Below are 21,306 nucleotides of genomic sequence, written 5' to 3'. Positions count from 1 at the left end.
CACTTCTTTGGGTCAACCAGTACAGGACGACACATGGGCAAGCGTTGCTATTACGAGGTGCTCGGGGTCAGCCGCGGGGCCTCGGCCGACGAAATCAAGAAGGCCTATCGTGGCAAGGCCAAGGAACTGCACCCGGATCGCAACAAGGACGATGCGACGGCCGAGGCGAAGTTCAAGGAAGCCAACGAGGCCTATGAATGCCTCAAGGACGAACAGAAGAAGGCGGCCTATGACCGCTTCGGCCATGCCGCGTTCGAAAACGGCGGCGGCGGCTTCGGCGGCGGTCGCGCGGGCGGTCATCCGGGCGATTTCGGCGCGGCCTTCTCGGATGTGTTCGAGGATCTGTTCGGCGACATGATGGGCCGCCGCGGTGGCGGTGGCGGTCGGTCGCGCGCGCAGCGCGGGCAGGATCTGCGCTATAACCTGCGCGTTTCCCTGGAAGAGGCGTTCGAAGGGCTGCAGAAGACCATCACGGTCCGCTCCTCGGTGGCCTGCGACGAATGCGACGGCACCGGTGCCGAAGGCTCGACCGAGCCTGCAAGCTGCCCGACCTGCGCGGGCATGGGCAAGGTCCGCGCCCAGCAGGGCTTCTTCACCATCGAGCGCACCTGCCCCACCTGCGGCGGCCAGGGCCAGATCGTCAAGAACCCCTGCAAGGCCTGCCACGGCGCGGGCCGGGTCGAACGCGACCGCACCCTGTCGGTGAACATCCCCGCCGGCGTCGAGACCGGCACCCGGATCCGCCTTGCGGGCGAGGGCGAGGCCGGGCTGCGCGGCGGCCCGGGCGGCGATCTGTACATCTTCATCGAGGTGGCCGAGCACGAGATCTTCATCCGCGACGGCCGGATGCTGGCCTGCCAGGTTCCCGTCAGCATGGCGACCGCCGCCCTTGGCGGAGAGGTCGAGGTGCCGACCATCGACGGCGGGCGTGCCCGCGTGAAGGTTCCGGCGGGCAGCCAGACCGGTCGCCAGATGCGCCTGCGCGGCAAGGGCATGCCGCCCCTGCGCCACGGCCCCGGCGCCTCGGGCGATTTCGGCGACATGCTGATCGAGCTGTCGGTCGAGACCCCGGTCAACCTGACCCCGCGCCAGCGCGAGCTGCTGCGCGAGTTCGAGGCCGAGAAGGCGGATAACAGCCCGCAATCCGACAGCTTCTTCGACAAGGTGAAGACCTTCTGGGAGGGGATGACCCGCTGAGCGGGTTAACCCTTCCTTAAGCACGACGGGTCCATGTTCGACGCATGGACCCGAATCGTGCCTTTGGCGAAATGCCCATGCCGCTGTTCAGCCCCGCCGCCGACGACGTGGCGGTGGCGGCGACCACTGCGAAACACGCGAAGGGCACGCCCAGCTATCTTGCCGATCACCGCGCGCGGCTGCGTGACCGCTTCATGCAGGGCGGTGCGCAGGCCATGCCCGATTACGAGCTGCTGGAGCTGGTCCTGTTCCGGGCGATTCCCCGACAGGACGTGAAGCCCCTCGCCCGCCGCCTGATCGAGACCTTCGGCGATTTCAACCGCGTCCTCTCGGCCCCGCCCGCACGGCTGGTGGCGATCGACGGCGTGGGCCCCGCGGTCGTGACCGAGCTGAAGATCGTCGAGGCCGCCGCGCAGCGCCTTGCGCGGGCCAAGGTCATCAACCGCCCCGTGCTGTCCAGCTGGGAGACGCTGCTGGATTACTGCCACACCGCCATGGCCCACCGAGAGATCGAGCAGTTCCGCGTCCTCTATCTCGACCGCAAGAACGTCCTGATCGCCGACGAGGAACAGGCCCGCGGCACCGTCGATCACGTCCCCGTCTATCCACGAGAGATCATCCGCCGCGCGCTGGAGCTGAACGCCTCGGCGCTGATCCTGGTGCACAACCACCCCTCGGGCGACCCCACGCCGTCGGACCAGGACATCACGATGACCGCGCGGATCGCACAGGCGGCGGACAGCATGGGCATCACCATCCACGATCACCTGATCATCGGGAAATCGCGCGAACTCAGCTTCCGGTCCGAGGGGCTTCTCTGACGATATGGCACGGCTGCCGCATCTGCCGCGGCAACACGGGCTTATCATCTGGACTGACAAGGATTTGATCGGTAGAAAAGCCTGCGCGAAGGCTGCGCGATCCGCGGCCCGGAACGTCGTATGGCCGGCATTCCGGCCCGAATTGGAGAATAACCCGTGTCCCACGCAGATGATCACGTAGGCACCCGGAGGGACTTCCTCTATTACGCCACTGCCGGTGCAGGCACCGTGGCGGCCGGTGCCGCCGCCTGGACCCTCGTGAACCAGATGAACCCTTCGGCCGACGTGCAGGCGCTGGCCTCGATCCAGGTGGATGTCAGCGGCGTGTCCGCAGGCTCGCAGATCACTGTGCTGTTCCTCGGCAAGCCGGTCTTCATCCGCCGCCGCACCCCCGAGGAAATCGAGGCGGGCCGCGCGGTCGAGCTGAACCAGCTTGTCGACCAGAACTCGCAGAACCCCAACATCCCGTCGGGCGAGGCCGCGACCGACCAGAACCGCACGCTGGACGAAGCCGGCGAATGGCTGGTCCAGATCGGCGTCTGCACCCACCTGGGCTGCGTGCCCATCGGCGACGGCGCGGGCGATTTCGGCGGCTGGTTCTGCCCCTGCCACGGCAGCCACTATGACACGGCGGGCCGCATCCGCCGGGGTCCCGCACCCCAGAACATGCATATTCCCGTGGCGTCGTTCATCAACGACACCACCATCCAGCTGGGCTGAGGAGGGTTCTCATGGCCGGAATTCCGCACGACCATTACGAGCCCAAATCGGGCTTCGAGCGCTGGCTGCACCGCCGTCTTCCGGTGGCGGGCATCCTGTACGACACCCTGATGATCCCCACGCCCAAGAACCTGAACTGGATGTGGATCTGGGGCATCGTCCTGACCTTCTGCCTGGCGCTGCAGATCATCACCGGCATCGTCCTGGTGATGCACTACACCCCGCATGTCGACCTGGCCTTCGCCAGCGTGGAACACATCATGCGCAACGTGAACGGCGGCTACATGCTGCGGTACCTGCACGCGAACGGCGCATCGCTGTTCTTCGTCGCGGTCTATCTGCACATCTTCCGCAACCTCTACTACGGCAGCTACAAGGCCCCGCGCGAGGTGACCTGGATCATCGGCATGCTGATCTACCTGCTGATGATGGCCACGGCCTTCATGGGCTACGTGCTGCCCTGGGGCCAGATGTCCTTCTGGGGCGCCACGGTGATCACCGGCCTCTTCGGCGCGATCCCCGGCGTGGGCGAGACGATCCAGACCTGGCTTCTGGGCGGACCGGCCGTCGGCAACGCGACGCTGAACCGCTTCTTCTCGCTGCACTACCTGCTGCCCTTCATCATCGCGGGCCTGGTGATCGTCCATATCTGGGCCTTCCACCACACCGGCAACAACAACCCGACCGGGATCGAGGTGCGCCGCGGCAGCAAGGCCGAGGCCGAAAAGGACACCCTGCCCTTCTGGCCCTATTTCGTGATCAAGGATCTGTTCGCGCTTGCCGTCGTGCTGCTGATCTTCTTCGCGGTCGTGGGCTTCATGCCGAACTACCTGGGTCACCCGGACAACTATATCGAGGCGAACGCCCTGCAGACGCCTGCGCATATCGTTCCGGAATGGTACTTCCTGCCCTTCTACGCGATCCTGCGCGCCTTCGACGGCGACGTGTGGCTGGTGCAGCTGGTCAGCTTCCTGTCCTTCGGCATCGTCGACGCCAAGTTCTTCGGCGTGCTGGCGATGTTCGGCGCGATCCTGGTGATGGCGCTGGCACCCTGGCTCGACACCTCTCGGGTGCGCTCGGGCCGCTATCGCCCGCAGTTCAAGTGGTGGTTCTGGATGCTGGCCGCCGACTTCATGATCCTGATGTGGGCGGGCGCCATGCCGGCCGAGGGGATCTATCCCTATATCGCGCTGGCGGGTGCCGCCTACTGGTTCGCCTATTTCCTCGTGATCCTGCCGCTTCTGGGCGTGATCGAGAAGCCGGTCCCCATGCCGGACACCATCGAGGAAGACTTCAACGCGCATTACGGCGCCAAGGCGACACCGGCCGAGTGAGGAGAGCCAGAATGACCATGAGAACCAAGACCCTCACGGCCGCTCTGGCCCTGATGATCCATGCCGGTGGCATGGCATGGGCACAGGACGCCGAGGCCACGACCGACGCGCCCGCGAACGAGGCCGTCGAGGCGACCGGGGCAAGCACCTCGGACGCCGCCCCGGCCCCGGCCGAGGAAGCCCCGACGGCCCCCGAGGCCGAGGAGGTCGCCGAGGACGAGGCCCCCGCCGAGGAAGCCGCGCCCGCCGCGGAACCCGAAGCTGAGGCCGAGGCAGGCGCATCCGCGAACGAGGAAGCCGCCGCCGAGGCACCGGAAGGTGCCGAAGCCCCGGCAGCCGAGGGAGAGCCCGCAGCCGAAGCCGCAAGCGACGAGGTCGCGGCGGACCCCGCCCAGACCGAGGCGACCGAGGACACCGCCGAAGCCGCGTCCCATGACGAGGTCGAGGGCGACGAGGCCGCCCATGCGGACGATCATGCCGAGGATCACGGCGATGACCACGGTGACGACCACGCCGAAGGGCATGGCGACGACCACGCTGACGACCACGGCGACAGCCATGGCGCGGCGCATATCGAGGATATCTCGTACAGCTTCGAAGGCCCGTTCGGCAGCTTCGACCAGTTCCAGCTGCAGCGCGGTCTCCAGATCTATACCGAGGTCTGCTCGGCCTGCCACGGCCTGAAGTTCGTCCCGATCCGCACCCTGTCCGACGATGGCGGCCCCGGCCTGCCCGAGGACCAGGTTCGCGCCTATGCGCAGAACCTGCTGCCGATCTTCGACGAGGACACGCAGGAAGAACGCGACCGTCTGCCGACCGACCACTTCCCGGCCGTCACCGGCCAGGGCATGGGGCCGGACCTGTCGCTGATGGCCAAGGCGCGCGCGGGTTTCCACGGCCCCTACGGCACCGGCCTGAACCAGTTCTTCCGCGGCATCGGCGGCCCGGAATACATCCACGCCGTGCTGACCGGCTATACCGGGGAACAGCAGGAACAGGCGGGCACGCTGCTCTATGGCAACGAAGCATTTGCAGGCGGCTGGATCAGCATGGCCCCGCCCCTGTCGGATGACCGCGTCACCTACGAGGACGGCACCCCGGCCACGGTCGACCAGATGGCGACCGACGTGGCGGCCTTCCTGATGTGGACGGCAGAGCCGAAGATGATGGATCGCAAGATGGTGGGCCTGGTCGGCGTGCTGTTCCTGATCGTGCTGGCGGGTCTGCTGTACATGACCAACAAGCGCATCTGGGCACCGCATAAGGACAAGCTGAAGGGCTGATCCCGCCCCTTGCCTGAACGACATGACGCGCCCCGGCCTCCGGGGCGCGTTTTTTCATGGCTGGACAGGCCCGCCCGTCATCCGCAAAACCGATACCGACAAGCGGAGGATCACATGGCCATCTGGAATCTGGGGTCGATCAACATCGACCATGTCTACAGGCTGGACAGCCTGCCCAAACCCGGCGAGACACTGGCCTCGCGCGGCTATTCCGAGGGGTTGGGCGGCAAGGGCGCGAACCAGTCGGTCGCCGCCGCGCGGGCGGGGTCCGCGACGCATCACCTGGGCGCGATGGGCACGGGCGGCGAATGGGCGCTGGACCGGCTGCGCGATGCCGGGGTCGATGTCGCGGGCGTCGCGCATCTGCCGGACCAGGCCACGGGCCATGCGATCATCCTGCTGGATGCCCGGGCCGAGAACGCCATCGTCATCCATCCCGGCGCGAACTGCGCCATCCCCGAAGATGGGGTCGCATCCGCGCTGGACGCAATGGGCCACAGCGACACGCTGCTTCTGCAGAATGAAACGAACGCCCAGGTGGCAGCCGCCCGCAAGGCCCGCGAACGCGGCGCACGCGTGATCTATTCCGCGGCCCCCTTCGATATCGACGCGGTGCGCGCGATCCTGCCCCATGCCGACATACTTGCGATGAACGAACACGAGGCCGCGCAGCTGTTCGCGGCCGAACCCGGCGATCTGCCGGTGGCGGGGCTGCTGATCACCAAGGGCGCGGCGGGTGCGGAATATCGCGACCTGAGGACCGGGCAGACCCATGCGCAGCCCTCGTTCCCCGTCACGCCGGTGGACACGACGGGGGCGGGCGACACCTTCGCGGGCTTCTTCGCGGCGGCGCTGGATCAGGGCGACGACATTCCGGCGGCCCTGCGGCTGGCCGCAGCCGCAGCCGCGCTGCAGGTCACGCGTCAGGGCGCGGGCGATGCGATCCCCACCCGCGCCGAGGTCGATGCCTTCCTGAACCGCTAGCCGATGGTGCCGCGCTGGCCGCCCGTCTGCGCGCGGTCCAGCAGCAGGTGGTCGAGGATGACGCAGGCCGCCATCGCCTCGGCCACTGGCACGGCGCGGATGCCCACGCAGGGGTCGTGACGGCCCTTGGTGATCAGGTCGATCTCTTCGCCGCGCGAATTGATCGAGCGGCGCGGCGTCGTGATCGAGCTGGTCGGCTTGATCGAGAAGCGCACCACGATGTCCTGCCCGGTCGAGATGCCCCCAAGGATGCCCCCCGCGTGATTCGACAGGAATTCGGGGCCGTCATCGGTCATGCGGATCTCGTCGGCATTGTCGGTGCCGCGCAGGGCAGCGGCGGCCATCCCCTCGCCGATCTCGACGCCCTTTACGGCATTGATCGACATCATCGCGGCGGCCAGATCGGTGTCCAGCTTGGCATAGACGGGTGCACCCAGCCCCGGCGGGCAGCCCTGCACCATCACCTCGATCGCGGCGCCGACGCTGTCCTGCGCCTTGCGGATCCCGTCCAGGTAATCCGACCAGGCCAGCGCGCCTTCCGCATCGGGCAGGAAGAACGGGTTGCCGTCGATCGCATCCGCGTCGAAACGCGCGGGATCGAGGCGCATCTCGCCCATCTGGACCATGTAGCCGATGATCTTCAGATCCGGCAGCAGGTGACGCAGGACGGCCTGCGCGACCGCGCCCGCCGCGACCCGCGCCGCCGTTTCCCGCGCGCTGGAGCGCCCCCCGCCGCGATAATCGCGATGCCCGTATTTCAGGTGATAGGTGATGTCCGCGTGACCGGGCCGGAAGCTGGTCGCGATATCGCCGTAATCCTTGGACCGCTGGTCGGTATTCTCGATCATCAGCTGGATCGGCGTGCCGGTGGTCAGCCCCTCGAAGACGCCCGACAGGATGCGGACCTGATCGGCCTCGCGGCGCTGCGTGGTGTGCTTGCTGGTGCCGGGGCGGCGGCGGTCCAGGAAGGTCTGGATGAAGCCCTCGTCCAGGGGGACGCCCGGCGGCACGCCGTCCACGGTCGCGCCCAGTGCGGGCCCGTGGCTTTCGCCCCAGGTGGTGAAGCGGAATTCACGGCCGAAGGTATTGATGCTCACGGGGCGGTCTCCTCGGTCAGGGCCTTGAGTTCGTAGATCAGGTCCAGCGCCTCGCGCGGGGACAGGCTGTCGGGATGCACCTTCTTCAGGCGTCCGTCCAGTGCCGAGACGCGCGGCGCGGGGGGTGGCGGGGGTGCGGCGCGGAACAGCGGCAGCTCGTCGATCAGGGCGGCGGGGCGTGCGCCGCCTTCGCGGGCGCCGGTCTCCAGCGTGTCCAGCACGTGGCGCGCGCGTTCGACGACGCTGGCGGGCAGCCCCGCCAGCCGCGCGACCTGCACGCCATAGCTGCGATCGGCGGCCCCCTTGCGCACCTCGTGCAGGAAGATCACCTCTCCCTCCCATTCGCGGACGGTGACGGTGGCGTTCTCGACCCCGTCCAGCTTGGCGCTGAGGGCCGTCATCTCGTGGTAATGGGTCGCGAACAGCGCGCGGCAGCGATTGGCGGCGTGCAGATGCTCCATCACGGCCCAGGCGATGGACAGCCCGTCCCAGGTCGCGGTGCCGCGACCGATCTCGTCCAGGATCACCAGCGCGCGGTCGTCGGCCTGGTTGAGGATGGCCGCGGTTTCCACCATCTCGACCATGAAGGTGGACCGGCCGCGCGCCAGGTCGTCGGCGGCGCCAACGCGGCTGAAAAGCTGGCTGACCATGCCGATATGGGCGGATCGTGCGGGCACGAAGGCCCCGGCCTGCGCAAGGACCGCGATCAGGGCGTTCTGGCGCAGGAAGGTCGATTTGCCCGCCATGTTCGGGCCGGTCAGCAGCCAGATCGCGGGCGTGCCGCCTGTGGTCAGGTCGCAATCGTTGGCGACGAAGCTTTCGGACTTGCGCTTGAGCGCGCGTTCCACGACCGGGTGGCGGCCCCCTTCGATGACGAAGGCGCGGCTTTCGTCCACGCGCGGGCGGACCCAGCCCTCACCCGTGGCGATGTCGGCAAAGGCGGCCGCCAGGTCGATCTCGGCCAGGGCGCGGGCGGCCTGCCCGATCCGGGGGGCGGCATCCAGAACGGCCCCGCGCAGCATGTCGAAGATACCGCGCTCGATCTCCAGCGCGCGGTCGCGGGCGTTCAGGATGCGGGTCTCCAGCTCCGACAGCTCGACCGTGGTGAAGCGGATCTGGTTCGCGGTCGTCTGGCGGTGGATGAAGGTTTCCGACAGGGGCGGCGTGCGCATCCGGTCGGCATGGGTGGTCGTCGTCTCGATGAAGTAACCCAGCACGTTGTTGTGCTTGATCTTCAGGCTGCCGATGCCCGCCAGTGCGGCGTAATCGGCCTGCATCCCCGCGATGACGCCGCGCCCCTCGTCGCGCAGGCGGCGGGTCTCGTCCAGGTCGGCATCGTGGCCGGTCGCGACAAAGCCGCCGTCGCGGGCCAGAAGCGGCGGCTCGGCCACCAGCGCCTGGTCCAGCAGGTCGATCAGGTCGTCATGGCCGCGCAGGTCGGTGGCGGCCTCCAGCAGCAGCGGCGGCGCATCGTCCGGCAGGCGGTCCGCGATGGCCGCGGCCTGCGTCAGGCCCGCGCGGATCGCGGCCAGGTCGCGCGGCCCGCCGCGTTCCAGCGCCAGCCGCGACAGGGCGCGGTCCATGTCGGGCGCACGCGACAGGGCGCTGCGCAGATCCGCCGTCAGCCGCGCGTCGTCCGCCAGCGATTCGACTGCATCGTGGCGCGCATGGATCACCGCCAGATCGCGCGAGGGCGCGCTGACGCGGCGTTCCAGCAGGCGCGCGCCGCCTGCCGTCACGGTGCGGTCGATGGCCGCCAGCAGCGACCCCTCGCGCCCGCCGGACAGGGCCTGCGTCAGTTCCAGGTTGCGCCGCGTCGATGCGTCGATCTGCACCGCGCCGCCCGCGCGTTCGCGCATGGGCGGGCGCATCAGCGGCAGGCGGCCCTTCTGCGTCAGCTCCAGGTATTCGACGATGGCGCCCATCGCCGCCAGCTCGGACCGCGAGAAGCTGCCGAACCCGTCCAGCGTCTCGACCCCATAGAGCGCGGCCAGCCGGCGCGACCCCGCGGCGCTGTCGAAGCAGGAGGCGGGCAGGTCGGTCAGCGCCGCGCCGGCATCCTCGATCAGCTCGTCCAGCCCCGCGCCTTCGGCGGCCAGCACCTCGCGCGGGGACAGGCGTGCCAGTTCGGGCGCAAGGCGGGGCAGCGGGCATTCCATGACCTGGAACGACCCGGTCGAGATGTCGACCCAGGCCAGCGCGCCTTCGTCGCGGACCTGCGCGAAGGCCGCAAGGAAGTTGTGGCGCCGGGCCTCCAGCAGCGTCTCCTCGGTCAGGGTGCCAGGGGTGACCAGCCGGACGACGTCGCGGGCGACGACGGATTTGCTGCCGCGCTTCTTGGCCTCGGCGGGGTCCTCCATCTGTTCGGCGATGGCCACGCGGAACCCCTTGCGGATCAGCGTCAGAAGATAGCTTTCGGCCGCATGGACCGGCACGCCGCACATCGGGATCGGTTCGCCCAGATGCGTGCCGCGTTTCGTCAGCGCGATGTCCAGCGCGGCGGCGGCGGCGACGGCATCCTCGAAGAACATCTCGTAGAAATCGCCCATGCGATAGAACAGCAGCGCACCCGGATTCGCCTCGCGGATTGCCAGGTACTGGGCCATCATCGGGGTGGGCTGATCGCTCATGTCGGGTCCTTGCGCCGTGTCGCGCCCGTTTCTAGCCGCTTGCGCAACCCTGCGAAACCACTACATTCGGTCCGACCTCGGGGTGCCCTTCGGATGGGCTGAGACGCGCGACGCGGACCCGCAGAACCTGATCCGGTTCAGACCGGCGGAGGGAAGGTGCCGCACCTCTTTCCTTTCGTGACATTGCCAAGGAGGAGAGCGATGAGAACCCCCCTGATCCTGAGCGCGCTACTGGCCGCGGGACCCGCCATGGCGCAGGACAAGCCCGTCCTGACCGTCTATGCCGGCGATTACATCGCCAGCGAATGGGGCCCCGGCCCGAAGATCGAGGAAGGCTTCGAGGCCTTCTGCGACTGCGACCTGCAATTCGTGACCGGCGACATCCTGCCCCGCATCATGCTGGAGGGCGAGGGAACCGAGGCCGACATCGTCTTCGGCCTGAACACCGACGTGACCGCGCGCGCCCGCGCATCGGGCCTGTTCGCGCCGCATGGCCAGGACACGTCCGACCTGTCGCTGCCCGTCGAATGGACCGACGAGGTGTTCCTGCCCTACAACTGGGGCGAAACCGCCTTCGTCTATGACGAGACGCGGCTGGAAAACCCGCCCGCCAGCTTCGAGGAACTGCTGGACGCGCCGGACGATCTGAAGATCGCGATCCAGGATCCGCGCAGCTCGATCTCGGGGCTGGCGCTGCTGTTGTGGGTGAAGTCCGTCTATGGCGAGAACGCCCCCGAGGCATGGGAGAAGCTGGCCCCCAAGGTGCTGACCGTGACGCGCGGCTGGTCCGAGAGCTATGGTCTGTTTACCGAGGGAGAGGTGGACATGGTCCTGTCCTACACCACCTCGCCCGCCTATCACATCGAGGCCGAGGACGACCCGGCCAAGAAGGCCGCGATCTTTCCCGAGGGGCATTACCTGATGGCCGAACTGGCCGCGCAGGTCGCATCGACCGATCAGCCGGAACTGGCGCAGGACTTCATGGACTGGATCCTGACCCCCGACTTCCAGGCGACGATTCCGCTGGCCAACTGGTCCCTGCCCGCCAAGCTGCCGCAGGACGACTGGCCGCAGGTCATGCGCGACCTGCCGCGCCCCGACAAGACCTTCTTCCAGCCCGAGGACAAGGCCGAGGAAATGCGCGAACCCGCGCTGGACGAATGGCTGCGCGCCTTTTCCGGCTGAGTGCGGGCCCCGCCATCGCGGCGGGGCTGGCCCTGCTGATCCTGGGGACCCTGGCCGCCGTCGCATGGCAGGCCGAGGGGCTGTCGGGCCTGTCGTCCTGGGACTGGCGGGCGGTGCGCTTCACCATCTGGCAGGCGGCGCTGTCGGCCACGATTTCCGCGCTGCTGGCGGTGCCGGTGGCGCGCGCGCTGGCGCGACGGCGGTTCTGGGGGCGCGGGCTGCTGGTCACTCTGCTGGGCGCGCCCTTCATCCTGCCGGTGATCGTGGCGATCATGGGCCTTGTCGCGGTCTTCGGGCGTCAGGGCGCGATCAACGACGCCCTGCGCGCGCTGTCTCTGCCCGAGATCAGCGTCTATGGCTGGCAGGGGGTGATCCTCGCGCATGTGTTCTTCAACCTGCCCCTGTCCGTGCGGCTGGTCCTGCAGGGCTGGCAGGCCATCCCGTCCGAGCGTTTCCGCCTGGCCGACAGCCTGGGCTTCGCGCCGCGCGACATTTCGCGCCACCTGGAGCGCCCCATGCTGCGGGCCGTGCTGCCCGGCGCGTGGCTGGCGGTGTTCCTTGTGTGCCTGACCAGCTTCACGGTCGCGCTGGCGCTTGGCGGGGGACCGCGCGCCACCACGGTCGAGCTGGCGATCTACCAGGCGTTCCGCTTCGATTTCGACCTGTCCAAGGCCGCGCTTCTGGGGCTGATCCAGATCGCGATCTGCGTGGCGGCGCTTCTGGCCACGCGCTGGATCGCCGTGCCCGCCAGCTTCGGCGCGGGGCGCGACGACCGCGTCACCTGGCGCGGCCCGGCGGGCTGGCGGCAGGGCACCGATGCGCTGGCCATCGCGCTGGCCGCGGCCTTTCTGCTGTGGCCCATCGGGGCCGTCACCCTGCGCGGCCTGCCCGCCATCCCCGACCTGCCCGCCGAGGTCTGGACCGCCGCGATCCGGTCGGTGGTGATGGCCGTCATCTCGGCCCTGCTGACGCTGTCGGTCGCGCTGATCATGGCGCTGCACCTTGCGCGCCGCCCCTCGGGGTGGGTCGAGGGGGCGGGCATGCTGCCGCTGGTCGCCTCGCCGCTGGTACTGGGTACGGGGCTGTTCATCCTGCTGCGCGACGTGGCAGGCGCGCAGGCGCTGGCCCTGCCGGTCACGGTGGGCGTGAACGCGATGATGGCCCTGCCCTTCGCGCTGCGGGCGCTGATCCCCGCCGCGCGGACCATGCAGCAGGATTACGGGCGGCTGGCCGCATCGCTGGACATGACCGGCATCGCGCGGCTGCGTTTGCTGGTGCTGCCACGACTGGCGCGGCCCGTCGGCTTCGCGGGCGGCCTTGCGGCGGCCTTGGCGATGGGCGACCTGGGGGTGATCGCGCTGTTTTCCACCGATCAGCCGACGCTGCCGCTGAAGCTCTATCAGCTGATGACCAGCTACCGGATGGCGGATGCCAGCGCCGCCGCCGTCCTGCTGATGGCGATCAGCTTCGCGCTGTTCTGGATCTTCGACCGAGGAGGCCGCCTTGCTTGAATGCCGCGACATCGTCCTGCACCGCGAGGGGTGGGAATTCGCAGCCGACCTGGACCTGCAGCCCGGCGGGCGCATCGCCGTGATCGGACCGTCGGGGGCGGGCAAGACCACGCTTCTGTCGCTGATCGCGGGGTTCCTGACGCCGGACCGGGGCCGCATCGCATGGGAGGGGCGGGACCTGACCGCCATTCCCCCGGGCAAGCGCCCGCTGTCGGTGCTGTTCCAGGACCAGAACCTGTTCCCGCATCTGGATGTCGCAAGCAATGTCGGGCTGGGCCTGCGCCCGGATCTGCGCCTGTCGCGCGATCAGCGCGACCGCGTGGCCCGCGCCATCGCGGATGTCGGGCTGGAGGGGTTCGAGAACCGCCTGCCCGCCAGCCTGTCGGGCGGCCAGCAAAGCCGCGTCGCGCTGGCCCGCGTGCTGCTGCGGGCGCGGCCCATCCTGCTGCTGGACGAGCCCTTCGCCGCCCTCGGGCCCGCCCTGAAATCCGAGATGCTGGACCTGCTGGACCGCATCGGGTCCGAGACCGGCGCGCTGATGCTGATGGTCACGCATGATCCGCAGGACGCGCTGGACTTCGCGCATGATACCATCGTCGTTCAGGACGGGCGCTGTCACGCGCCGCAGCCCACGCGGGACCTGCTGCGCGATCCGCCACCCGCGCTGCGGGACTATCTGGGGCGGGCCTTCGGCTGAGCCGACCCGTAGCTCAGACCAGGAAGATGTCGTCCGCGACATCCGCGACGGTCAGGTCCGCACCCTCCAGCACCAGCAGGTCGCCGCCGCCGAAATCGATGCGGACACCGCTGCCGGTGTCGGTGATGCGATCCGCGACGAAGCCCGCCACATCGTCGCCGATCAGGTCGGCGTCGACGAACAGCCGGTCGGCCCCGTTGCCGAAATCGGTGATGCGGTCATGCCCGTCGCCCTGCTTGATGACGAAGACATCGGCACCCGCGCCGCCCGACATCACATCCGCCTCGGAGCCGCCGGCCAGCGTGTCCTGCCCCGCCCCGCCAAAGAGCCGGTCGAAGCCCTGCCCGCCGTTCAGAACGTCGTTGCCGTTCCCGCCATGCAGCGTGTCGGCATTCAGCCCGCCATCCAGCCGGTCGTGCCAGTTGCCGCCGAACAGCTTGTCGTGGCCCGCATTGCCGCGCAGGTGATCCGCCCCGCGATTGCCCGCAAGCCAGTCGGCCCCGTCACCGCCCGCCAGCCGGTCGTGGCCATCGCCCCCCATCATCGAATCGAAGCCCGCACCGCCTGCAAGGCGGTCGTTGCCCGCACCGCCCGACAGGGTGTCATGGCCCGCAAATCCCGCGATCCAGTCGTTGCCGCCCATCCCCGCGACCTGGTTGTCGCCGCCGTTCAGGCGCAGGTCGTCGGCCGCCTGGGACACGCCGCCCGTCGCATCGGGGTTCTGGTCCTCCCAGGAACCGCGATCGACGCCCGCGACGAACATGCCGGGCGCGTCGGCCTCGGCGATAGTGACGCCCTGCCCAAGGTCCAGCACGACCTCGCCATCGGTGCGGGCGAAGTTCTGCGTGGCCATCAGCACCCGATGACCGTCATATTCGCCCACCTGCAGCCCGATGCCGACCAGGGTCAGGTCGGGGTCCAGGATGTTGGCGCGATGGCCGTCGCTGTTCATCAGGTTGCGGTGCAGGGTCGCGATCTCGTCCGCCAGCGAGCCGTCGCCGTCGATGCTGACGAAGGCCAGGTTCTCGGCCGTCATCCACGCGCCCGACAGATCGAACCCCGCATCGCGCATCCGGTCGGTCGCCGAACTGCCCCCCGCCCCCGTATGCGAGAAGACGTCCTGCGCCAGCATCCAGTCGCTATGGGCGTCCGCCGATGCGTTCAGATGCGTCTCGAGCGTCAGCGCGTCCAGCCCCGCATCGGCCCGCGCCCCGTTCACGAGGTCCAGCATCAGTCGTTCGGCATCGGTCGCGACGGTCATGGCGTTCCTTTCAGGGTTGTGCCTTTGGATGTGGCTCAACTGTTCCATGATTTCCAGCGCCCCCGGCCTTCGGGCTTTCCGTTGGGCGAAATATCGCTACCCTGCGCGCAGTATCATTGGGAGGATACCGACATGATCAAACGCATCGCAGCGACCCTTCCGGCCGCGGCCCTGTCGCTGATGGCCAGCGCGCCGCTGGCGCAATCGCAGGAATTCATCAACGTGCTGACCGGCGGCACCTCGGGGGTCTACTATCCGATGGGCGTTGCCCTGTCCGAGATCTATGCGGACACGATCGAGGGCGCGCGCACGCAGGTGCAGTCGACCAAGGCCTCGGTCGAGAACCTGAACCTGCTGGCGCAGGGCCGGGGCGAGCTGGGCTTTGCCCTGGGCGATTCCGTGCAGATGGCATGGGAGGGCAACGAGGAAGCGGGCTTCCCGCGCCCCCTGAAGGAACTGCGCGCGCTTGCCGCCATCTATCCGAACTATATCCAGATCGTCGCGGACGCCTCGACCGGCGCCGAGACGCTCGAGGATCTGAAGGGCAAGACCCTGTCCGTCGGCGCACCCGCATCGGGGACCGAGCTGAACGCGCGCGCGATCTTCGCGGCGGGCGGCATGTCCTATGACGACCTGGGCAAGGTGGAATACCTGCCCTTCGCGGAATCGGCCGAGCTGATCAAGAACCGCCAGCTGGAGGCCACGCTGCAATCCTCGGGGCTGGGCGTCGCCTTCATCAAGGACCTGTCGGCCACCCACGACATCAACCTGGTCGCCATTCCCGAAGAGGTCGTGACCAGCATCGGCGCGCCCTATGCGCCCGCGGTGATCCCCGCCGGCACCTATAACGGGCAGGATGCCGACGTTCCGACCGCCGCCGTGGGCAACATGCTGATCACCCACGAGGGCGTCAGCGAGGAAACCGCCTACCAGATGACCAAGCAGCTGTTCGAGAACCTGGACCGCATGCGTTCGGCCCATGCCGCCGCCGAGGGGATCACCCCCGAGGGCGCCGTCGAGGGCGTCTCGATCCCGCTGCATCCGGGCGCCGAGCGCTACTATCGCGAAATCGGCATCATCGAGTGATGCCCCAGGGCCCCGCGCCGTGACGCGCGGGGCCATCTTTCCTGGAGACCCCCATGTCCGCACCCCTGACCGACGAGGCGACTCGTCTGGATCCCCATGCCGAGGCCGAAGTCTCGGAAGGTCTGCCGCCGGGCTTCGGCGAGGGCCTGATGGGCCGCGTGGCCTTCTGGCTGGCCGTGGCCTTTTCCCTCTTTCAACTCTGGGCGGCGGGTTACGGCACCCTGCCCAGCCAGGTCGTCCGCGCCATGCATGTGGGCTTCCTGCTGCTTCTGGGCTTCGGCCTGATCGGCAACCTTCTGGCCAGGACCCGCACGACGCAGGCGCTGTTCTGGGCCCTGGGGCTGCTGGGCTTCTCGACCGGGGTCTACAACTGGGTCGAATACAACGACCTGATCCGCCGCACCGGGTTCCTGACGCAGATGGACCTGGTGATGGGCACGATCCTGGTCGTGCTGGTCTTCGAGGGCGCGCGCCGCCTGATGGGCTGGCCGCTGGCGGTGATCGCGGCGATCTTCCTGGCCTATTGCTTCTTCGGCCAGCACCTGCCGCCGCCCTTCATCCATCGCGGATACGGCTATGACCAGATCGTGGAGCATTTCGCCTTCGGGACCGAGGGCATCTATGGCAGCCCGATCTATGTCAGCAGCGCCTACATCTTCATCTTCGTGGTCTTCGCGGCCTTCCTCGAACGGGCGGGGATGCTGAACCTGTTCAACGATTTCGCGCTTGGCCTGGTGGGCGGCGTGCGGGGCGGACCCGCGCAGGTCGCCACGCTGTCCTCGGCGCTGATGGGCACCATCTCGGGGTCGGGGGTCGCCAACGTGGTCGCCTCGGGGCAGTTCACCATCCCGATGATGAAGAAATCGGGGTTCAAGGCCGCCTTCGCGGGCGGGGTCGAGGCGACGGCATCCATGGGCGGGCAGATCATGCCGCCGGTCATGGGCGCCGTGGCCTTCATCATGGCCGAGACGCTGAACGTCCCCTATGCCTCGGTCGTCAAGGCGGCCATCGTCCCGGCGGTGCTGTATTTCGGCGTGGTCTTCTGGATGGTCTGGCTGCAGGCCGGGCGCGACAACCTGCGCGGCCTGCCCAAGGACAGCCTGCCGAACCCCTGGCACGCCGTCCGGTCGCAATGGCCGCTGGTGCTGCCGCTGGCGGCGCTGGTCTACCTGCTGTTCGCGGGCTACACGCCGATCTTCGCGGGCACGATGGGCCTGGCGCTGGTGACCGTGCTGATCCTGGGCACGCCGCTGGCCGCCATGATCGGGCCGCAGGCCTTCCGCATGGTCTTCTGGGTGGCACTGGGCCTTGCCTGCGCGGCGTTCCTGAAGTTCGGGATCAACCTGCTGGTCATCGTCATCGCGACGCTGATCCTGGCCTGCGCGCTGTTCCAGGGCACGCGCCCGACCATCGGCATCGTGCGCGACGCGCTGGCGCAGGGCGCGCGCAACGCCCTGCCCGTGGGCATGGCCTGCGCCATCGTCGGCGTCGTCATCGGCACGCTGACCCTGACGGGCATCGCGTCCACCTTCATCGGCGCGATCATCGCCATTGGCGAGAACAACCTGTTCCTGTCGCTGTTCCTGACCATGCTGACCTGCCTGGTGCTGGGGATGGGGATCCCGACGATCCCCAACTACATCATCACCTCGTCGCTGGCGGGGCCGGCGCTGCTGGAACTGGGCGTGCCGCTGCTGGTCAGCCACATGTTCGTCTTCTATTTCGGGATCATGGCCGACCTGACGCCGCCGGTGGCGCTGGCCTGCTTCGCGGCGGGACCGATCGCCAAGGCGCCGGGGCTGAAGATCTCGTTGCAGGCGATCCGGCTGGCGGCTGCGGGCTTCATCATCCCGTTCATGGCCGTCTACACGCCCTCGCTGATGCTGCAGGACGGGGGCGCCATCGCCGAGGCCTGGGGCTATCCGGTCGAGGTGGCTTATGTGCTGCTCAAGACCGTTCTGGGGATCGGGCTGTGGGGGATCGCCGTCGTGGGCTTCTTCCTGAACCGCACGACCATTCCCGAACGGCTGCTGGCGATGGCGGGTGGCGTGTCGCTGATCCTGGCGATGCCCCTGTCCGACCAGATCGGCTTCGGGCTGGCCGCGGCCTTCCTCGCGGCGCATGTCCTGCGCACGCGCAAGGCGCGGTGATCTGCGTTGCCGCGGGGGCGGCGGTCCTGACGCTGGCCGCCCCCGGTTTCACGCTGGAATGGACCCATTCGGTGGAACGGACCCGCTGGTGGGAGCGCTGGCAGGCGACCGAGGCCGGGCTTGCCCCGGTCGAGGCCCGCATCACCGGATCGGGTGCCGGGATGGAGCCTGCCCCCGACGCCGTGCTGCGCGACGGCGCGTGGTGGTGGGAACCCGATACCCCGCCCGTGGCGCAGGTGCTGCTGGGCGCGTCGGGGGCCACGGGCGGCGGCTGGCGCCTGTGCGCGGCGGGCGAATGCCACGACCTGCCGGAAGGCGACCGACCGATCCGGCTGTGGCAGGCGCAGGACTGCGCGGCACCCTGACCAAAAGGGGGCGCGGTCACCCGCGCCCCCTTCGCATTCCGGCAAGATCCGGCCTCAGCCGACCAGTGCGTTGTCGTCGCGCTTGACCACCACGATCGCCGAACGCGGCAGGCTGCCTTCGCCGTCCGGGAAGGGCGCGGCGGGGTGCTGGATGCCCACGAACATCGTGCGCTTGTCCGCCGACCAGGTCAGGCCGGTGACCTCGGACCCGTTCGGCCCGGTCAGGAAGCGGCGGATCTCACCGGTCTCGGGGTCGCCCGCCAGCATCTGGTTGTTGCCCATGCCCGCGAACTCGCCCTCGTTCGAATCGTCGCCATCGGTCTGGATCCAGATGAGGCCGGTCGAGTCGATCTGCATCCCGTCGGGCGAGTTAAACAGGTTGCCCGCGTTGATGTTGTCGGTGCCCGCATAGGGGCCGTCCTTGTGAACGGTCGGGTTGCCCGCCATCACGTACAGATCCCATTCGAACCCGTCCGCGGCGTGGTCCTGATCCACCGGGCGCCAGCGCACGATCTGGCCGTATTCGTTCGTCTCGCGCGGGTTGGGGGCGTTGGTGCTCATGTCGTCGCCGCCGGCATTGGTCGCATCCGCGCCACGCTTGCTGTTGTTCGTCAGGCAGCAATAGGCCTCGGGGGCGGTCGGGTTCACGGCGATCCACTCGGGGCGGTCCATCGTGGTGGCACCGGCGGCCGATGCGGCCATGCGGGTGAAGATCGCGATCTCGGCGGCCTCCATGCCGGTGGTCTCGGGCGTCAGGGCCAGCCATTCGCCGGTCATGTCGTCGTTGAACTTCGCGGCGAACAGCGTGCCCTCGGACAGCAGCGAGGACGTGTCGCCACCTTCCTCGTAGGTGTCGCGGCTGACCCACTTGTACATGAATTCGCCACGTTCGTCGTCGCCCATGTAGACGACGACCTTGCCGTCCTTGGCCACGACCGCGGCAGCGTTCTCGTGCTTGAAGCGGCCAAGCGCGGTGTGCTTGACGGGGGTCGATTCCGGGTCTGCCGGGTCGATCTCGACGATATAGCCCGCGCGATGCGGCTCGTTGGGGTTCGCCGTCACGTCGAAGCGGGCGTCGTACTTGTGGTACTCGTAGCCCGAACCCTCGGCGCTGATGCCATAGCGGCCATAGCCCGCAGCCGTCTTCTCGTCCGTGGGCATCTCGCCCGAGGCGCCGAAATAGCCGTTGAAGTTCTCTTCGCAGGTCAGGTACGTGCCCCAGGGCGTGCGACCCGAACCGCAATTGTTGAACGTGCCCAGAGGCGCCATGCCGGTCTGGTCGGCCTCGGTGCGCAGCAGCTCGTGACCAGCGGCGGGGCCGTCCATCGTCATCTGCGTCAGATGCGTGATGCGGCGGTTGTAGGGGCTGTCGACCACGACGGCCCAGCCATCCTCGCCCTCGGCCACTTCCATGACGGTGACGCCCTGGAAGTTCTGCAGGCGCAGCACGTCATCGGCGGATGCGGCCAGCCCGTCGGCATTCTCGGGCAGGTTGATGTCGGTGTTCACGTATTCGCTGTTCACCGCCAGAAGCTGACGACCCTCGACCTCGAAGGCTTCCATGCCGTCGGTATTCTCGCCGAAGACGCGGTCCGAACCTTCGGTCGGGATGCCCTTGGCCGCGTCGAATTCCGGCGCGTCCGAGAACAGCGGATCGCCCCAACGCACCAGGGTTTTCCAGCTGTAGCCCTCGGGGACGTGGATGGTCGCGTCGGTCTGCGCGGCGATCTGTTCGAAGGGGAAGCGCGCGGCCTGCTGCGCCAGCGCGGGGCTGGCCTTCAGGAACGCGCTGCCCATGACGGCCGCACCCGAGCCGAAGGCCAGCGCACCGCCCAGGAAGCCGCGACGCGAGATCGCGCGCTCGACCACGCGGTCGAATTCCTGCACCTCGGGACGGGGGAAGTTCAGCTCGTCCCAGTCATCTGCCGAAAGGCGTGTCTGCTGGCGGTCGGTCATGGCTCGCTCCATTCTCTGAGTCGCCCGTCGCGCGGGCTTCCGGGCAGGCTTTAGCGCCGCCATGTGACGCTTGGGTGAAGGCGCTCGTTGCAGAAATGTCGCAGGCCCTGCCCGAGGGCGCTGAATTCGCCTGAAGAATCGGGCCATGTCCTTTAATACAACCCTGAGGCGCGCGACATTCCGCTTGTCCTCGGCTAGGATCGGGCCATACCTGCGATCACACCTACAATTCCGTCTGGCGGCCATCAGGCGCAGCGTTCCAGGAGAGATGACGATGACCTCGAAGTTCAAGCCGGGCGCCGCAGCCCTTGCCATCACCCTTGCAGCAGCCGCCACGGCCCAGGCAGGCGGCGCCGTCGCCCCGGTGCTGGAGACCGCGCCCGTGATCGCAGCCCCCGAGCCCGTCGCATCCGCCTGGACCGGCGCCTATGTCGGCGGCTCGCTCGGCTATGTCGGCGGCACCGATGACGAGATCGGCCTGCGCGCTTACCGAGATGATACGCTGCTGCGCGAGGAAAGTGGGCTGGGCGATGTCGGCGTCAACGGCGTGACTGGCGGCATCCATGCAGGTTATCGCTGGCAGCGCGGCAACTGGATCTTTGGCCCCGAGCTGAGCGCTCAATTCGGCTCTGTCGATAAGAGCCGCGACATCCTGTTGTTCGATGCCGAGGTCGAGGCCGAGAACGATATGAAAAACGTCATCGCCCTTGTCGCGAAGACCGGCTATCTTCTGGATCCCCAAACGTTGATCTATGGTACTTTTGGAATTGCGCGCGGCGATTTCGAGTATAGCTTCTCTTCGGATGAAGGCTCGATCTCGGAGGATTACAGCTCAACCGGCATTGCGGCCGGTCTGGGTGTGGAACGCCTAATGAACGATCGTCTATCGGTCTTTGCCGAATATCAGTATCGAGATTTTGGCAACGAAACTGTCGATTTCGCTCTGGATGATTTTACCTTCGACACCCGCGCCAGCGTCTCGCACAGCACCGTCAAGGTCGGGGCCAACTGGCGCTTCTGATCGGTCCT

At 68.2% G+C, this 21,306-nt stretch carries 16 protein-coding genes, 1 pseudogene and 1 riboswitch; of the genes and pseudogenes, 13 read left to right on the top strand and 4 right to left on the bottom strand.

Annotation, left to right across the window (positions count from 1 at the left end; all coding sequences use genetic code 11):
* Nucleotides 1-33 precede the first annotated feature (33 nt).
* The 6 genes and pseudogenes from dnaJ (at nt 34) to QMZ16_RS12525 (ending at nt 6,339) form a co-directional block, all read left to right on the top strand.
* Nucleotides 34-1,197 carry a molecular chaperone DnaJ gene (gene dnaJ, locus QMZ16_RS12550; protein WP_022708457.1) on the top strand — a complete coding sequence of 388 codons (1,164 nt, stop codon included), beginning with the start codon at nt 34-36 and terminating at the stop codon, nt 1,195-1,197.
* 44 nt (nt 1,198-1,241) lie between these two features.
* Nucleotides 1,242-2,018: a DNA repair protein RadC gene (gene radC, locus QMZ16_RS12545; protein WP_282603533.1), complete on the top strand. Its 777-nt coding sequence runs from the start codon at nt 1,242-1,244 to the stop codon at nt 2,016-2,018.
* Between the two features lie 156 nt (nt 2,019-2,174).
* Entirely contained in the window at nt 2,175-2,738 is a 564-nt protein-coding gene (petA, locus tag QMZ16_RS12540) for a ubiquinol-cytochrome c reductase iron-sulfur subunit (protein ID WP_022708455.1), read from the top strand.
* An 11-nt stretch (nt 2,739-2,749) separates the two neighbouring features.
* A complete protein-coding gene (gene petB / locus QMZ16_RS12535; RefSeq protein WP_022708454.1) occupies nt 2,750-4,072 on the top strand; it encodes a cytochrome b in 1,323 nt (440 codons plus the stop codon).
* 569 nt (nt 4,073-4,641) lie between these two features.
* Nucleotides 4,642-5,355: pseudogene (locus tag QMZ16_RS16305) on the top strand (cytochrome c1); the annotation flags it as partial.
* Between the two features lie 114 nt (nt 5,356-5,469).
* Complete coding sequence (locus QMZ16_RS12525) at nt 5,470-6,339, top strand: ribokinase (RefSeq protein WP_282603531.1); 870 nt, start codon at nt 5,470-5,472, stop codon at nt 6,337-6,339.
* Here QMZ16_RS12525 and aroC read toward each other — a convergent pair.
* Both aroC and mutS read right to left on the bottom strand, forming a co-directional pair.
* The gene (aroC, locus tag QMZ16_RS12520; RefSeq protein WP_282603530.1) at nt 6,336-7,436 is read right to left on the bottom strand and encodes a chorismate synthase; all 1,101 of its coding nucleotides are present in this window, start codon (nt 7,434-7,436) and stop codon (nt 6,336-6,338) included. The two genes, QMZ16_RS12525 and aroC, sit on opposite strands and share 4 nt — an antisense overlap.
* Nucleotides 7,433-10,066: a DNA mismatch repair protein MutS gene (gene mutS, locus QMZ16_RS12515; protein ID WP_282603529.1), complete on the bottom strand. Its 2,634-nt coding sequence runs from the start codon at nt 10,064-10,066 to the stop codon at nt 7,433-7,435. Before mutS ends, aroC begins: the two co-directional genes overlap by 4 nt.
* Before the next feature lie 68 nt (nt 10,067-10,134).
* Nucleotides 10,135-10,237: riboswitch (TPP riboswitch) on the top strand.
* 30 nt (nt 10,238-10,267) lie between these two features.
* On the opposite strand from mutS, the gene QMZ16_RS12510 reads away from it, so the two are divergent.
* Genes QMZ16_RS12510 through QMZ16_RS12500 form a run of 3 tightly spaced genes read left to right on the top strand, consistent with a single transcriptional unit; the run spans nt 10,268 to nt 13,459 of the window.
* A complete protein-coding gene (locus QMZ16_RS12510) occupies nt 10,268-11,251 on the top strand; it encodes a thiamine ABC transporter substrate binding subunit (RefSeq protein WP_022708449.1) in 984 nt (327 codons plus the stop codon).
* Entirely contained in the window at nt 11,227-12,762 is a 1,536-nt protein-coding gene (locus QMZ16_RS12505) for a thiamine/thiamine pyrophosphate ABC transporter permease ThiP (RefSeq protein WP_282603528.1), read from the top strand. Before QMZ16_RS12510 ends, QMZ16_RS12505 begins: the two co-directional genes overlap by 25 nt.
* A 10-nt stretch (nt 12,763-12,772) precedes the next feature.
* Nucleotides 12,773-13,459 carry an ATP-binding cassette domain-containing protein gene (locus tag QMZ16_RS12500; protein ID WP_282603560.1) on the top strand — a complete coding sequence of 229 codons (687 nt, stop codon included), beginning with the start codon at nt 12,773-12,775 and terminating at the stop codon, nt 13,457-13,459.
* A 13-nt stretch (nt 13,460-13,472) separates the two neighbouring features.
* Here QMZ16_RS12500 and QMZ16_RS12495 read toward each other — a convergent pair whose 3' ends face one another.
* Complete coding sequence (locus QMZ16_RS12495) at nt 13,473-14,720, bottom strand: CAP domain-containing protein (protein WP_282603527.1); 1,248 nt, start codon at nt 14,718-14,720, stop codon at nt 13,473-13,475.
* A 132-nt stretch (nt 14,721-14,852) separates the two neighbouring features.
* On the opposite strand from QMZ16_RS12495, the gene QMZ16_RS12490 reads away from it, so the two are divergent.
* Genes QMZ16_RS12490 through QMZ16_RS12480 form a run of 3 tightly spaced genes read left to right on the top strand, consistent with a single transcriptional unit; the run spans nt 14,853 to nt 18,321 of the window.
* Nucleotides 14,853-15,806, top strand: coding sequence for a TAXI family TRAP transporter solute-binding subunit (locus tag QMZ16_RS12490; protein WP_022708445.1), 954 nt, complete (start codon nt 14,853-14,855; stop codon nt 15,804-15,806).
* 53 nt (nt 15,807-15,859) lie between these two features.
* Nucleotides 15,860-17,956 carry a TRAP transporter permease gene (locus QMZ16_RS12485; protein WP_282603526.1) on the top strand — a complete coding sequence of 699 codons (2,097 nt, stop codon included), beginning with the start codon at nt 15,860-15,862 and terminating at the stop codon, nt 17,954-17,956.
* Nucleotides 17,953-18,321, top strand: a complete 369-nt coding sequence (locus QMZ16_RS12480) for a DUF1850 domain-containing protein (protein WP_282603525.1) — start codon at nt 17,953-17,955, stop codon at nt 18,319-18,321. Before QMZ16_RS12485 ends, QMZ16_RS12480 begins: the two co-directional genes overlap by 4 nt.
* A gap of 54 nt (nt 18,322-18,375) precedes the next feature.
* On the opposite strand, the gene QMZ16_RS12475 is transcribed toward QMZ16_RS12480, so the two are convergent.
* Complete coding sequence (locus QMZ16_RS12475; RefSeq protein WP_282603524.1) at nt 18,376-20,277, bottom strand: PhoX family phosphatase; 1,902 nt, start codon at nt 20,275-20,277, stop codon at nt 18,376-18,378.
* Nucleotides 20,278-20,551: 274 nt separating this feature from the next.
* On the opposite strand from QMZ16_RS12475, the gene QMZ16_RS12470 reads away from it, so the two are divergent.
* Entirely contained in the window at nt 20,552-21,298 is a 747-nt protein-coding gene (locus QMZ16_RS12470; protein ID WP_282603523.1) for an outer membrane beta-barrel protein, read from the top strand.
* Nucleotides 21,299-21,306 lie beyond the last annotated feature (8 nt).

Origin of the sequence: Paracoccus sp. PARArs4 (assembly GCF_947311865.1) — a bacterium.
Taxonomy (GTDB): domain Bacteria; phylum Pseudomonadota; class Alphaproteobacteria; order Rhodobacterales; family Rhodobacteraceae; genus Paracoccus; species Paracoccus zeaxanthinifaciens.
The sequence above is the reverse complement of the archived record's forward strand: the minus strand, read 5'-3'. Positions and strand labels throughout refer to the sequence as shown.

Bases quoted from the DNA above. Each gene is read 5' to 3' on its own strand.
- QMZ16_RS12525 (WP_282603531.1), top strand. From the start codon at position 5,470: ATGGCCATCTGGAATCTGGGGTCGATCAACATCGACCATGTCTACAGG.
- QMZ16_RS12495 (WP_282603527.1), bottom strand. From the start codon at position 14,720: ATGACCGTCGCGACCGATGCCGAACGACTGATGCTGGACCTCGTGAAC.
- dnaJ (WP_022708457.1), top strand. From the start codon at position 34: ATGGGCAAGCGTTGCTATTACGAGGTGCTCGGGGTCAGCCGCGGGGCC.
- QMZ16_RS12470 (WP_282603523.1), top strand. From the start codon at position 20,552: ATGACCTCGAAGTTCAAGCCGGGCGCCGCAGCCCTTGCCATCACCCTT.
- radC (WP_282603533.1), top strand. From the start codon at position 1,242: ATGGACCCGAATCGTGCCTTTGGCGAAATGCCCATGCCGCTGTTCAGC.
- QMZ16_RS12485 (WP_282603526.1), top strand. From the start codon at position 15,860: ATGTCCGCACCCCTGACCGACGAGGCGACTCGTCTGGATCCCCATGCC.
- QMZ16_RS12505 (WP_282603528.1), top strand. From the start codon at position 11,227: ATGGCTGCGCGCCTTTTCCGGCTGAGTGCGGGCCCCGCCATCGCGGCG.
- QMZ16_RS12475 (WP_282603524.1), bottom strand. From the start codon at position 20,277: ATGACCGACCGCCAGCAGACACGCCTTTCGGCAGATGACTGGGACGAG.
- QMZ16_RS12490 (WP_022708445.1), top strand. From the start codon at position 14,853: ATGATCAAACGCATCGCAGCGACCCTTCCGGCCGCGGCCCTGTCGCTG.
- petB (WP_022708454.1), top strand. From the start codon at position 2,750: ATGGCCGGAATTCCGCACGACCATTACGAGCCCAAATCGGGCTTCGAG.
- mutS (WP_282603529.1), bottom strand. From the start codon at position 10,066: ATGAGCGATCAGCCCACCCCGATGATGGCCCAGTACCTGGCAATCCGC.
- QMZ16_RS12510 (WP_022708449.1), top strand. From the start codon at position 10,268: ATGAGAACCCCCCTGATCCTGAGCGCGCTACTGGCCGCGGGACCCGCC.